This is a genomic window from Janthinobacterium saanense (genome assembly GCF_014200675.1).
In the GTDB taxonomy this organism is placed as follows: Bacteria; Pseudomonadota; Gammaproteobacteria; order Burkholderiales; family Burkholderiaceae_D; genus Janthinobacterium.
On record NZ_JACHCI010000024.1, the window covers coordinates 75,368 to 88,883 of the forward strand.

General features: G+C 61.8%; 10 protein-coding genes and 2 pseudogenes. 5 read left to right on the plus strand and 7 right to left on the minus strand.

All coding sequences use genetic code 11. The annotated features are described in order from the left end of the window. The first annotated feature begins 48 nt into the window (after positions 1–48). From HDE72_RS24190 to dbpA, 4 genes are all read left to right on the plus strand, one after another. Positions 49–2,526: a TonB-dependent siderophore receptor gene (locus HDE72_RS24190; RefSeq protein WP_183747116.1), complete on the plus strand. Its 2,478-nt coding sequence runs from the start codon at positions 49–51 to the stop codon at positions 2,524–2,526. A gap of 130 nt (positions 2,527–2,656) precedes the next feature. Next, positions 2,657–4,321 (plus strand): acid phosphatase, encoded by a 1,665-nt coding sequence (locus HDE72_RS24195; protein WP_183747119.1) that lies wholly within the window; start codon positions 2,657–2,659, stop codon positions 4,319–4,321. A gap of 222 nt (positions 4,322–4,543) precedes the next feature. Continuing rightward, positions 4,544–4,789 carry a hypothetical protein gene (locus HDE72_RS24200; protein WP_183747122.1) on the plus strand — a complete coding sequence of 82 codons (246 nt, stop codon included), beginning with the start codon at positions 4,544–4,546 and terminating at the stop codon, positions 4,787–4,789. A gap of 121 nt (positions 4,790–4,910) precedes the next feature. Next, positions 4,911–6,332 (plus strand): ATP-dependent RNA helicase DbpA, encoded by a 1,422-nt coding sequence (gene dbpA, locus HDE72_RS24205; RefSeq protein ID WP_183747125.1) that lies wholly within the window; start codon positions 4,911–4,913, stop codon positions 6,330–6,332. A 98-nt stretch (positions 6,333–6,430) separates the two neighbouring features. On the opposite strand, the gene cysS is transcribed toward dbpA, so the two are convergent. Together cysS and HDE72_RS24215 are read right to left on the minus strand one after the other, a co-directional pair. Beyond that, a complete protein-coding gene (gene cysS / locus HDE72_RS24210; protein ID WP_183747127.1) occupies positions 6,431–7,810 on the minus strand; it encodes a cysteine--tRNA ligase in 1,380 nt (459 codons plus the stop codon). Positions 7,811–8,059: 249 nt separating this feature from the next. Continuing rightward, a complete protein-coding gene (locus tag HDE72_RS24215) occupies positions 8,060–9,265 on the minus strand; it encodes an MFS transporter (RefSeq protein WP_183747147.1) in 1,206 nt (401 codons plus the stop codon). A gap of 158 nt (positions 9,266–9,423) precedes the next feature. Between HDE72_RS24215 and HDE72_RS24220 the strand changes: the two genes are divergently transcribed. Then, positions 9,424–10,254: an AraC family transcriptional regulator gene (locus tag HDE72_RS24220; RefSeq protein WP_260176893.1), complete on the plus strand. Its 831-nt coding sequence runs from the start codon at positions 9,424–9,426 to the stop codon at positions 10,252–10,254. Between the two features lie 4 nt (positions 10,255–10,258). On the opposite strand, the gene aqpZ is transcribed toward HDE72_RS24220, so the two are convergent. The 5 genes and pseudogenes from aqpZ to HDE72_RS24240 form a co-directional block, all read right to left on the minus strand. Continuing rightward, complete coding sequence (gene aqpZ, locus HDE72_RS24225; RefSeq protein WP_183747129.1) at positions 10,259–10,948, minus strand: aquaporin Z; 690 nt, start codon at positions 10,946–10,948, stop codon at positions 10,259–10,261. Positions 10,949–11,226: 278 nt separating this feature from the next. Then, positions 11,227–11,697, minus strand: coding sequence for an Ivy family c-type lysozyme inhibitor (locus HDE72_RS24230; RefSeq protein ID WP_183747131.1), 471 nt, complete (start codon positions 11,695–11,697; stop codon positions 11,227–11,229). A gap of 9 nt (positions 11,698–11,706) precedes the next feature. Further along, complete coding sequence (locus HDE72_RS24235) at positions 11,707–12,117, minus strand: hypothetical protein (protein ID WP_183747133.1); 411 nt, start codon at positions 12,115–12,117, stop codon at positions 11,707–11,709. A gap of 40 nt (positions 12,118–12,157) precedes the next feature. After that, positions 12,158–12,337, minus strand: a pseudogene (locus HDE72_RS28110) (amidase); the annotation flags it as partial. Positions 12,338–12,457: 120 nt separating this feature from the next. Next, positions 12,458–13,366: pseudogene (locus HDE72_RS24240) on the minus strand (amidase family protein); the annotation flags it as partial. Positions 13,367–13,516 lie beyond the last annotated feature (150 nt).

Genomic DNA, 13,516 nt, shown 5'->3' on the forward strand with positions numbered 1-13,516 from the left:
TGACCCATGGTTGAAACGCTCTTCCGACGACTTCAACCCAAGGTAATCATGTCTGCATCCATTTTCTCCATCCGTCGCACCACCATGGCGCGCGCCATACAACTGGTCTTCATCGGTTCCACCCTGCTGCTGAACGCCAGCGCACAGGCGCAAGACGCTACAAACGCCATGCAGCAAGCCGCCTACGACTTCCAGGTGCCGGCCGGCGACCTGGCCACCGCACTGCGCCAGGTGGCCAGCCAGTCCAGCGTCATCCTCAGCTTCACGCCCGAACAAACCCGTGGCAAGACGACGGCAGGCCTGAACGGCCGCTCGGGCGTGCTGGCCGCCCTGAATGGTTTGTTGCGCGGCACGGGCCTGAAGGCTGAGCGCAGCGTCAACGGCAGTTATGTGCTGCGCGCGGCAGACGCGGAAGCCTTGTCCGTCATGCCTGGCGTGACAGTGATGGCGCAGCAGGACGCCACCGAAGGCACGGGTTCGTATATTTCGCCGGTGGCGATCACCACCGCCACGCCGCTGGGCCTGCGCATCCGCGAGACCCCGCAAACGGTCAGCGTCATCACCAGCCAGCGCATGCAAGACCAGGACTTGACGACGATCGGCCATGTCATGGCGCAGGCGCCGGGCATCACCCTGTTTAGCCTCGGTAGCGAGCGCGTAGGCTTCAGCTCGCGCGGCTATCCGATCACCAATTACCAGCTCGACGGCGTCAGCACGCACTCGGAAAACCTGGGCCTCAATTCGGTGCCGTCACAAAGCCTGGCCGACATGGCGCTGTATGACCGCATCGAAGTACTGCGCGGCGCCTCTGGCCTGATGACAGGCGCCGGCGACCCGTCAGGCGCCATCAATATGGTGCGCAAGAAGCCGACCGCCGATTTCCAGGCGTCTGCCGAAGGCGCGCTGGGCTCGCGCAATGAACGGCGCGGCACGGTCGATGTATCGGGCTCGCTGAACCAAACGCGCAGCGTGCGCGGCCGCCTCATCGCCGTGGCCGACGACAGCGACAGCATCATCGACAACTACAACCACAACAAGCAGGTGCTGTATGGCGTGATCGAAGCCGACCTGGCCGCCGGCAGCAAGCTGACGGCGGGCGTCACTTACCAGCGCAACCGCTCGAAGGGCTCGCTGTCCTACCTGGGCTTCCCCCTGTTTTACAGCAATGGCGAGATGACCGACCTGCCGCGCTCCTTCAGCCCGGCCGCGCCATCGAACCGCTTCAACAGCAACTCGACCGAAGTATTCACCAGCCTGGAGCAGGCGCTGCCGAACGACTGGAAGCTGAAGGTCTCGGCCACGCATCTGCAGTCGTCGCAGCAGGAGCGCTCCGTGTTCATGGGCGTCAGTGCCGGCTTCCCCGACAAGGCCAGCGGCGACGGGCTGGAACTGGAAGCGAATTATCGCGACTATGACCTGCGCGTGAGCAGCGTGGACGTCAACGCGCGCGGCCCCTTCACCCTGTTCGGCCAGCAGCACGAACTGGTGGTCGGCGCCGATTACAGCCAGTTCGACAGCACCACCGATGGCCGCTTTGACTGGAATATCCAGGGTCAAGCCGTCAATCTGTATCGCCCGGTGCCCACCCAGGCGCCCGTCTACGGCAACACCTATGTCAAGTACGACAGCACGCGCCGCCAATCGAGCATCTATGCGGCCAGCCGCTTTACCCTGGCCGCACCATTGAAACTGATCGTCGGCGCAAAAGTGATGCGCTATGACGAAAACTATATCTCGGACGCACCCGCAGCCAACTTTTATAGCCAGTCACCCGCCTCCGAAAGCCGCGTCTTCACGCCGTATGCAGGCCTGGTTTACAACCTCGACAAGCAGCACAATCTGTACGCCAGCTACTCCACCATCTACCAGCCGCAGGCCGCGCAAGACCGTTATGGCAAGCTGCTGCCGCCACGCTCGGGCAAGAACTATGAAGCAGGCGTCAAGAGCGCCTGGCTGGACGAACGCCTGAACACCAGCGTGGCGCTGTACCAGATCCAGCAGAGCAATCTGGCAGAATCCGATCCCGGCTACACCCTGCCGGGGACGGACTTCCCTGCCAATCGCGTGATCAAGGGCGCAAAGACGCAGGGCCTGGATGTGGAAGCGTCGGGCGCCGTCACCCCGGCCTGGAACATGTCGGCTGCCTGGTCTTACAGCCGGACGGAAAGCGCCGACGGCAAGGCAATCCAGACCACCTTCCCGCGCCACCTGGTGAAACTGTGGACCACCTACCGCCTGCCGGGCGAGCTGCATCGATTGACGGTGGGCGGCGGCGTGAACTGGCAAAGCCGCGTGTATTCCGATATCGATGCGTGGCAAATCGACCGCACCTTGCATTGGGAACAAAAGGCCTATTCGGTGGCCAGCCTGATGGCGCGCTATGACCTCAACGACAAGCTGTCGGCGACGCTCAACGTCAGCAATCTGTTCGACAAGAAGTACACGGCGTCCGTGTCGGACTGGTGGTACTCCGGCATGTATGGCCCGGCCCGCAAGGCAGCGCTGACCGTCAAGTATCAGTTCTGACAGTAGCCTGAGATCAGGCGGGGGCGAATTAGGTATTTGGCATGAGTTCACATCAACGGAGGCTGGTGATACACTTCCGCCAAACGGGCGGCGTGCCGTCCGCGCCGATAGAGACACCCAAGGAGAATGTGTGAAGGACCTCGCCCCCGCCCTGCCAGCCGATACGGCCGATCAACCAGCCAACCCCTCGCGCCGGCGCATTTTCCAGGCTGCTTCCGCAGTCGGCCTGGCCGCCAGCCTGCCGGCGCTGGCCGACGCCGCGCCAGCCAAGAAAACCGTGGTCAAAGGCTCGCTCGACGAGAAGCTGAAAGCCCATGTCAAGAACGTGGTGGTGATCTACCTGGAAAACCGCAGCTTCAATAATCTGTTCGCCAACTTCCCCGGCACCAGCGCACCGCTGTCGGCCGTCACGGCAGAACAGGCGCAGCAGCTGGACCGCGACGGCACGCCGCTGGCCACCCTGCCCAAGATTTGGGGCGGCCTGGTGCCCGACCAGCAAAATATCGGCGGCATCGATTACCTGATCAAGGAAGACCAGATCCAGGGCCTGCCGAACGCGCCCTACAAATTGAGCGACCCTGCCGGCAAGCCTCTGCCGGAGAGCATCATTACGCGCGACCTGGTGCACCGTTTCTATAACAACCAGATGCAGATCAATGGCGGCAAGAACAACCAGTTCGCCGCCTGGGCCGATAGCGGCGGCCTGGTGATGGGCCACTACGGCGAAACGGCGAAAAACCTGAACATGTGGCAGATCGCCGAACAGTACACGCTGTGCGACAACTTCTTCATGGCGGCCTTCGGCGGCTCGTATATGAACCACCAGTTCCTGGTCACCGGCCGTCCTAACGAATACTTCAACGCGCTTGATACGGCAGCGAAGAAGAAACTGGCCGTATTGTCAGACGGCCCGCAAGGCGTGCGCCTGGCGATCGCCGAAGCCTCGCCCAAGTCTGCGCTGGAAGGCAAGCCGAAATACGTCAACGACGGCGCCCTCACGCCAGACGGCTATGCCGTCAACACCATGGCCCCGCCTTACCAGCCCAGCTATATCCGCCCGGCCTACGACGGCGATCCGCTGCATGCCGACCCGGCCGACGCCAATACCCTGCCGCCGCAAACCTATGACACCATCGGCGACCTGCTGTCGCGCAAAGGCGTCAGCTGGGCGTGGTATGGCGGCGGCTGGCAAGCGGCGCTCGACCACAAGGGTGGCGGCAACAAGCCGAACTTCCAGTTCCACCACCAGCCGCTGAACTACTTCAAGCAGTTCGCACCTGGCACGGCGGCGCGCGCGGAACACTTGCGCGACGGCGGCACCGGCGACAGCCCGATCTCGAACAAATTCCTGGCCGCCGCCGTAGCCGGCAAGCTGCCTGCCGTGACCTTCTACAAACCACAGGGCAATTTGAACCTGCATGCCGGCTACTCGGACATCGAGTCGGGCGACCAGCACGTGGCCAACATCATCCAGCACTTGAAAGAGTCGCCGCAGTGGAAAGACATGATCATCGTGATCACGTTTGACGAAAACGGCGGCTGGTGGGATCACGTGGCGCCGCCAAAAGGCGACCGCTGGGGCCCAGGCACGCGCATTCCCGCCATCGTTGTCTCGCCTTATGCGAAAAAAGGCGCGGTCGATCACAGCTTCTACGACACCACGTCCATCATGCGCCTGATCACGCGCCTGCACGACTTGCCGCTGCTCGACGGCCTGAAAGTGCGCAACGAGGCCTTCGCTGCGCGCGGCGCTTTGCCTCCAGGCGACCTGACGGGCGCGCTCAGCTTCCGTTAAGCCAGGCTTTAGCATCCCACAATGCGGCACGCCTGTGATACACTGCGTGCCGCACTTTCATACGCAGGCCGCTTTTCCTGTCGATGAGATTCACAATGAGCCCGACTCCTGTAGCCGGGCTTTTGTTTTGTGGAACAGGCTTGCAGCGTATTCACCAGTACATAGCGGACAGATTTCTGCCCGCTCCCCAGCTGACACCAGCCGGGGACCAGAGGTTCAGAAATGAGAGATAAAAAAGACAACGCCACCATCGACTTGCCCGGTTTCGGTCCGCCGCCAGCGGCGCCGGCCGTGCTTGAGCAGGACGCCGAGCCGAAACGCCGCGTACGCGTGCGCAAGGTGGCGCTGAAGCAGGTGCAGCTCGAACTGCTGGAGCCGACCGACGCCACGGGCCTGCCCGTCTGGACGCGCGACGCCGGCCTCGATCTGAGCGGATTGCCGATCTGGGCGCCTGACAAGCAAGCCTGACAAGTAGTACAGTACCCGTAGCACCATGCCGGCGGCCGTTTGCCGCCAGCCGAACCCCATCCGCACAAGGGCGTAGAACGCCTGTAGATTGTGCCCATCCACCCTACCGGCTCCGCCCTTTATGACCACTACTTCCAGCACTTCTTTTTCCAGCCTGCCGCTGACACCCGCCTTTCTGGCCAACCTGGACTCGCTCGACTACCACGAGATGACCACCATCCAGGCGCAAAGCCTGCCGGCGGTGCTCGATGGCCGCGACCTGATTGCGCAAGCCAAGACGGGCAGCGGCAAGACGGCCGCTTTCGGCATCGGCATCCTGCACAAGCTCAATCCGGCTTGGTTTGCCGTGCAGGGACTGGTGCTGTGCCCGACCCGAGAGCTGGCCGACCAGGTGGCCAATGAGCTGCGCCGTCTGGCGCGCGCGGCCGGCAATATCAAGATTCTGACCCTGACGGGTGGCGCGCCGATGCGCCCGCAAATCGCTTCGCTGGAGCATGGCGCCCACATCGTGGTCGGCACGCCCGGCCGTTTGCGCGACCATCTGGGCCGCGGCACCATCAACCTGAACCACGTGCAGACGCTGGTGCTCGATGAAGCCGACCGCATGACGGACATGGGCTTTTACGAAGAAATCGCCGGCATCGTCAGCGCCTGCCCGGCACGCCGCCAAACCCTCCTGTTCTCGGCCACCTACCCGGAAGACATCCGCCGCGCCACCGCATCGTTCCTCGTCAATCCGCTGGAAGTAACGGTCGAAGCGCAGCATGACAACGACAAGATCGAACAGCGTTTCTATGAAATCGGCTTTGACGAGCGTAACAGCGCCGTCGGCAAGCTGCTGAAGCACTTCAAGCCCGAGTCCACCCTGGCCTTCTGCAACACCAAGGTCCATTGCCGCGAACTGGCCGAAGAATTGCGCCAGCAAGGCTTTTCTGCGCTGGCCCTGTACGGCGAACTGGAACAGCGCGAACGCGATGAAATCCTGGTGCTGTTCGCCAACCGCAGCTGCTCGGTGCTGGTGGCCACCGACGTCGCCGCACGCGGCCTCGACATCTCGGACCTGGGCGCGGTGATCAACGTCGACGTGTCCAAAGATACGGAAGTGCATATCCATCGCATCGGCCGCACCGGCCGTGGCAGCAAGAAGGGCCTGGCCCTGTCGCTGTGCGCGCCGAACGAGAAAAAATGGGTCAAGCTGATCGAGCAATACCAGAACAGCGCCGCCCAATGGCACGAGCTGAAGGAACTGGAAGAAGACGACGGCGCCGTGGCGCTGCCGGCGCCGATGGTCACCCTGTGCATCATGGGCGGCAAAAAGGACAAGCTGCGCCCCGGCGACTTGCTGGGCGCACTGACGGGCGACGCCGGCCTGACCAAGGAGCAAGTGGGCAAGATCAACGTGTTCGAATTCATGACCTACGTGGCGCTGGACCGCAGCGTGGCCGAAGCGGCCTTCAAGCGCCTGAACGCAGGCAATTCGCTGGGCCGCGACTTCGGCAATATCAAGGGCCGCAGCTTCAAGATGCGGTTTATCGAAGCTTAAGTCTTTATTCGCACCCCAACAGCAAAGGCTGGGGTCAGACCCCATGGCATGTAGCGCGATGAATATCAGCGCTATTTGCTGGGGGGCTGACCCCGGATTTACGATATGGGGCGCGCCTGCGGGCCTTGTGGCGTATCCTCGATTTCATAGCCAGCCTCGCGCGCCAGCGCGCGCAAGCTGTCTGCATCGGACCAGCGGCGCTCTTGCCGTGCCGCTTCGCGCTCACTCATCCACGCCTGCACCTGCGGCGGCACCATCACGGTAGCCGGCTGCCAGTGCGCCAGGTTCAGTCCCAGCGCCATATCGAAGCGCAGCATGGTGGTTTTTTTCACGCCATCGGGCAGCGCGCTTTTCAGCAGCTCCCAGGCCACAGCCAGCGCGCGCGGGAAGTTGAGGTCGTCGTTGATTTGCGCCGTGAAGCGGGCCAGCCAATCCTCGTCAGGTTCATCGCCTGCTTCACCCAGTCCATGTACGCTGCTGCGCAAGCGCGCCAAGCCGCTGGCCGCCGCCAGCAAGGCTTGGTCGCTGAAATTGAGGCTGCTGCGATAGTGCGCACCCAGGCACAGATAGCGGTAAGCCAGGGGATCTACGCCCTGCTCCATCAGGCTTTGCAGGCGCAAAAATTCGCCTGACGATTTCGACATCTTGGCATCCTGCGTTTTCAAAAAAGCGCCGTGCAGCCAGAAGTTCGCCAAGCGCGTGCCGTGGCGCGCTTGCGTCTGCGCGATCTCATTGCTGTGGTGGACCGCCACATGGTCATCGCCGCCGCAATGGATATCGAAATAGCTGCCCAGGTGTTTTTCAGACATGGCCGAGCACTCGATATGCCAGCCTGGAAAACCCAGGCCCCAGGGGCTATCCCACTCCATCTGGCGCTGACCCGGCGTGCCGCTGAACTTCCACAGCGCGAAGTCGCAGATATCGCGCTTCTCGCCCAGCTCCACCCGTTTGCCCGCCTGCAGGCCATCGCGGTTCAAACGCGCCAGCCGGCCATAGCTATCCTGGCGCGTGGTGTCGAAATAGATGCCATCACTGGTGCGGTAGGTATAGCCCTTGACTTCCAGGTCGCCGATGAAGGCAATCTGTTCGGCGATATGGTCGGTGGCGCGGCACCAGACGGTGGGCGGCAAGATATTCAATTGACGCAGATCGTCTTCAAAGGCAGCAGTGAATTCGGCGGCGATATCCCAGGCCGACTTGCCGCTGCGGACACTGCGTGCCGCTATCTTGTCGTCGCCGCTGTCTGCGTCCGACGTCAGATGGCCCACGTCGGTGATATTCATCACATGGCGTACCTGCCAGCCGTTGAACGCCAGCACCCGGCGCAAGCCATCGACAAACAGATAGGTGCGCAGATTGCCGATGTGCGCGTAATCGTAGACGGTGGGGCCGCAGGCATACAGGCCCGCCTTGCCGGGTTCAATCGGTTCAAACGGACGCAGGCTGCGTTCATACGTGTCGTACAGATGTAGTGTCATGCGGGACTTTCAAAGTGGCCAGGAAAGCGGTGCGGAAAAAGAAAATGGCCACAGGTTTTTCAACACTGTGGCCATCGAAATGAGGAAGAAACTTAGCAGCGCGCGGCCGAATCCTCACAGGGCCAGGCGCACGGACACAGCGCAGCAGAAGCGGCGCCGGAAGCAGTGACTGGATGGAGAATGGATGTGAACATGATGGAACTATCGCATGTGCGCCGGCAGACCGTCAAGCCCGCCGGCGTGGTGTGACTATTTCTTTGCCTGTTCGATATGCGGCAGCAGCACCGTCAAGATGCCCAGCAGCGGCAAATAGGAACACAGCTTGTACACATAGGCGATACCGGAGATATCGGCCAGGTGGCCCATGGCGGCGGCCGCGATACCGGACACGCCAAACATCAGGCCAAAGAAGATCCCGGCGATCATGCCGACCTTGCCCGGCACCAGTTCCTGGGCGAAGACGACGATGGCGGAAAACGCGGACGAGATCACGAAACCGATGATCACCGTCAGCACGGCCGTCCAGAACAGGTCGACATACGGCAGCAGCAAGGTGAATGGCGCGGCGCCCAGGATCGAGATCCAGATTACGCGCTTGCGGCCGATACGGTCGCCGATCGGGCCACCCATGAAGGTGCCGGCCGCCACGGAGGCGAGGAACAGGAACAAATACATTTGCGCTGAACCGATAGACAGATGGAATTTATCGATCAGGTAAAAGGTGTAGTAGCTCGACAGGCTGGCCATGTAGATGTATTTGGAAAACACCAGCAAGGCCAGCACGCCCAGCGCGCCCAGCACCTTGTTGCGCGACAAATTAGGCCCGGCGTGGCCGCCCGCCTTCGGCTTGAAGCTGGCCAGGTGGCCGCTATACCAGCGGCTGACGCTGTACAGCACGCCGATGGCCAGCAAGGTCATCAGGCTGAACCAGGCGATATTGCCCTGGCCACGGCCCACGATGACGGCTGCCGCCAGCAACGGTCCCAGCGCCGAGCCCACGTTGCCGCCCACCTGGAACAGCGACTGGGCAAAGCCGTAGCGCCCGCCCGAGGCCATGCGCGCCACGCGCGATGCTTCCGGGTGGAAAGTCGAGGAACCCACGCCGATCAGGCCGGCAGCGATCAAGAGGGTCGAAAAACTCGATACCACGGCCAGCATCAGCACGCCAGCCAGGGTGAAGCACATGCCTATTGGCAACAGGAACGGCAGCGGACGACGGTCCGTGTACAGGCCTATCCAAGGCTGCAGCAGCGAAGCCGTGCACTGGAAGGTCAGCGTGATCAGGCCGACCTGGGTAAAGCTGAGGGCAAACTCGGCTTTCAGCATCGGATAAATCGATGGCAGCATGGCTTGCACCAGGTCATTGAGCAAATGCACGAAGGCGACAGCGCCCAGGATGTGCATGGCCAGGCCAGACTGGTGTTGCGAAGTGGAAATCGGCTGGGACGGCGCCATCGGCGCGGTCAAACTATCGGGAGTAGAGGTGGTCATCTTTGTTGTATCCGCAGAAATCGGGCCACACAACAGGCCCGGCAAGATAAGCAGTATAGTATGGGCGTTGAATTGATAACTTCCAATAATCGTCGCCCAAGTGACAAATTCGTCACCCGATCATGCATACGAACGATACTACCCGGTTCGGCCCCGACGGCATGCCCTTCAGCCGCAGCACCAATTCCAGGGATTACCAGTTGCTGCCGCGCCCCGTGGCGGCGATGTCCAAACAATATGCGGCAGGCGCCCACACGCCGATGCACAGCCATGTGCGGGCACAATTGCTGTATGCCACCGAAGGCGTGATGCGTGTCAGTACCGCGCACGGCGTGTGGATCTTGCCGCCGAGGCGTGCCCTGCTGATGCCAGTGGGCGTAGAGCATGAGTTGCACACACTCAACGACCTGAGCATGCGCACCCTGTATATCGAGGCACAGGCAGCGGTCGTCTTCGGCCCTGATTGCAAGGTGCTGGAAGTGAGCACCCTGCTGCGCGAATTGATTTTGGCGCTGCTGACCGAGCCGCTGGAATATGATTTGGGAGGACGCGGCGACTGGCTGGCCCACCTGATCCTGTCAGAGCTGGCGGCGGCCGCAACCGTGCCCATCGCCATACCCTGGCCACGCGACCGGCGCTTGCTGGCCGTCTGCACAGCCATCATGGCGGCGCCCGGCAGCCGGCGCAGCATCGAGGAATGGGCCTACGATGCGGGCGCCAGCGCGCGCACCCTGATCCGCTTATTTCCCAAAGAGACTGGCATGCACTACCGGCAATGGCTGCAGCAAGTGCACCTGGCCGACGCCTTTTGCCGCCTGAACCGCGGTGAAAGCGTGGGCGCCATCGCCAGCGCGCTGGGCTACGCCAGCCCTAGCGCCTTCAGCGCCATGTTCCGCCGCATCCTGGGGCGCACGCCGCAGACTTACTTAAGCGAATGGCGCGGCGAGCAGTAAAAACTCAGTTCTTTTCAGCGGCAATCAAGCGATAGGCCATCGCACCCAGCAAGGCGCCGATGATGGGCGCCAGCCAGAACAGCCACAGCTGACTGGTGGCCCAGTCGCCCACGTACAGGGCCACGCCCGTGCTGCGGGCCGGGTTGACGGAGGTATTCGTCACCGGGATGCTGATCAGATGGATCAGAGTCAGCGCCAGGCCGATCGGCAAGGGGGCAAAACCGGCCGGGGCGCGCTTGTCAGTGGCGCCCAGGATGACGATCAGGAAAAACATGGTCAGCACGATTTCAATCACCAGCGCCGACAGCATCGAGTAGCCGCCGGGCGAGTGGGCGCCATAACCATTCGAGGCGAAGCCTTTGCTGACATCGAAACCTGCCTGGCCGCTGGCGACCACGTACAGCACGCCGCCGGCCACGATGGCGCCCAGCACCTGGGCCACGATGTAGGGTAATAGTTGCTTGGCGGGAAAGCGGCCGCCCGCCCACAGGCCAATCGAAACGGCAGGATTCAAATGGCAGCCCGAGATATGGCCGATGGCATAAGCCATGGTCAGCACCGTCAAGCCAAACGCCAGCGCCACGCCGGCAAAACCGATGCCCAGGCCGGGAAAGGCGGCGGCCAGCACAGCACTGCCACAGCCGCCCAGCACCAGCCAGAAGGTTCCCAGAAATTCGGCCCCGTATTGTTTCATGATGGTTTCCTTCAAAGGTGAACGAGAAGATGCACTGCTGCTGCAGGCCAAGCCGCCACACCTCCGGCTCGGCGCCGGAACGAGGAAAACCGCCAGCGGCAGGCAAGCGCAGCCGGCGGATAATGACACGATGACGTTATAAATACAACATTATTTTATGCAACTATGATAATAGTCACCCCAGTAAAATAGAAACAATTTCTCAACATAAATAGATGCAATGTTGACTATTTCTCGCCACAAATAATGCTCGCCTGACATCAACCGGGATGCAGTCATCAGTTTTTGTTCAGCACCGCCGCTTCGGCAATGCTGGGATCGCCAAAATACACGGTACGCACCCCGCCCTTGCCGTCTGGACCCAGATAGACTCCGGCCATGCTGTGGCTGGCAGGGTCGTATAGCACCGAGTAATGATGACCGCAGTTATGCGGCTCGCAAACGCTGCTCAGCAGGCGCGGCTTGCCTTCGATCTCTACGGGTCTGAGCGGCGTGGTCACGCCTTTGCGCACCCAGTATTGTCGCCTCAGGCCAGCTTGCTTGATCGCCACATCAAAAGCGCGGCGAAAGACAGGATCAGCCTGATAGACATCGTTGAAATACGGGCAATTGCTGCCGCCATCACATTGCTGCGCCTGCCCTATCAGCGATAGCGCTGGCGCAGATGCGGGGGCTTGGGCCCAGACCGGGACGGACGTCAGCGCCATGGCTGCGCCGGAAAGCAGCGATAACAATAAACGTAGGCGCATGGAGCGATCCTAGAGCGAGCAGCGTATGCCAACCACGCCGTTAACTTTACCTTCAGGCCAATCCGCCTCGCGCCAGCGGTAGACGCCCGGTGCAACGATGATCAACTGCCATTCGACCAGCTTGCCGCTGGGGTCACGCCGGGTTTCATTGTCATAGCGTATGGTCAGGCTGCGCTCCGTTTCCGCCAGCACGGTGGCGGCGAAGCGGTTGGTGGTGCCCAAGCTGCTTTTCCAGGTGCGGTCATTGAAGATGGCCAGGCGCTGGTGGTCATCCGATAGCTGCATGCGCGAAAAATGCCGCGCCTCTTCGCAGACACTGCTGGTGTTGACGCTATCGGACCAGCTACCGGATAGCTGCGTGGCATCGAAAGGGATAGGGGCGGCATTCACGGCCGCACTCAGCAGCAAGGTAGCGAGCATAGGTATCGGACTAGGCTAGAGGAAAGAAAAGAGACAGGCATCAACGCAGCGCTACGGTAATGCTTGATGGCAAGGCCGGCGTGCGGCGATGTAAAGTGGCTTGTTCATAGGCGTACGCAATAGCAAGCAGGCGCGCTTCGCCATGCATAGGCCCGATGAAGGACAGCCCCACGGGCAGACCACCGGCCGCACCGGCAGGCACGGTGATATGTGGCAGCCCCGGCAGCAAACGCGGCAGGTCGTCGCAAGTGGGCGCGACCAGCGCACCCAAGCCTTGCGACTGCAACAGCTGTTCGATGCTGACATCACTCACACGGGGCAAGACCAGCGGATCAACCAGCTCGGCGCCCAATTCACGCAGGGCCAGCAAGGCGAGCTCCATCGCGGCGTCGGTGTCGGCACAGCGGCCAAACAGGCTGCGCACGACAGCGATGCGGCAAGGCTGCAAATGCGCAGCTGGCAACGGGACTCCAGTTTTGCCAGCAAGCGCTTCCAGCAACCAGGCCGCTTCACGCACGCTGGAGGCGATGGGACCATGGACAAGTCCGGTCGGCTTGATGGCGACCAGGCCGCAAGCCGATGCCGGCACCACTATCGAGCCATCCGCCTCGCTGCCGACAGCCAAGATCGTCAAGCCGGCCCAGCTGGCAGTCGCTTGCGGCACGCTGACGGCGGCCCACTGGCGCAGATTGCTTTTACCGATGATCACGGCGCCTGCGGCGCGCAGCCGGGCCACGATAAAGGCGTCGCAACTGGCGTACAGGCTTGTCCCCTGTACTTGGCTTGTCATGCGGTCGGCGGTGGCGATATCGTCGCGCAACACGACGGGAATGCCGTGCAAAGGGCCGCGCACCTTGTGCAAGCTGCGCTCGCGATCCATGTCCAGGGCGATTTTCAGTGCGTCAGGATTGATGGCGATGCCTGGATATTGCCGCGCACCCAGGCTGCACAGCGAACGGATGCGCGCCAGGTATTGCGAGGTCAGTGCGTGGGAGCTGAGTTTTCCTGCCTGCATCATCTGCTGCTGGGGCAAGACGCCCGCATCGAGCAAATGGGCCATGGGGCTGGCCGGGGCCGTGGCGCGCCCCAGTACAGGGCGGGAGGTGCGCGTCGGCGAAGCGGACAGCGCGGGCGTGACGCCGCTGGCTGTGCCATTTCGAACCAATTGACTGCGCTGCATGCTATCTCCGGGATGTCTATGTTGTGATGCAACAATGAACTTTCCGTAGCATAGCAGCGCTTGCCCCATAATTGTTGTTATAAGGAATTATTTTTTAAGCAAAAAAAACGCTACCCTAAGGTAGTAATGCCGTTCACTTAAGCAGGTTTTCGTAGAACGCGAGTGGCATAGCGCTGAGGTTTTGCCTTGACGGCCCGGTCGAATTTTCGATCGGGCCGT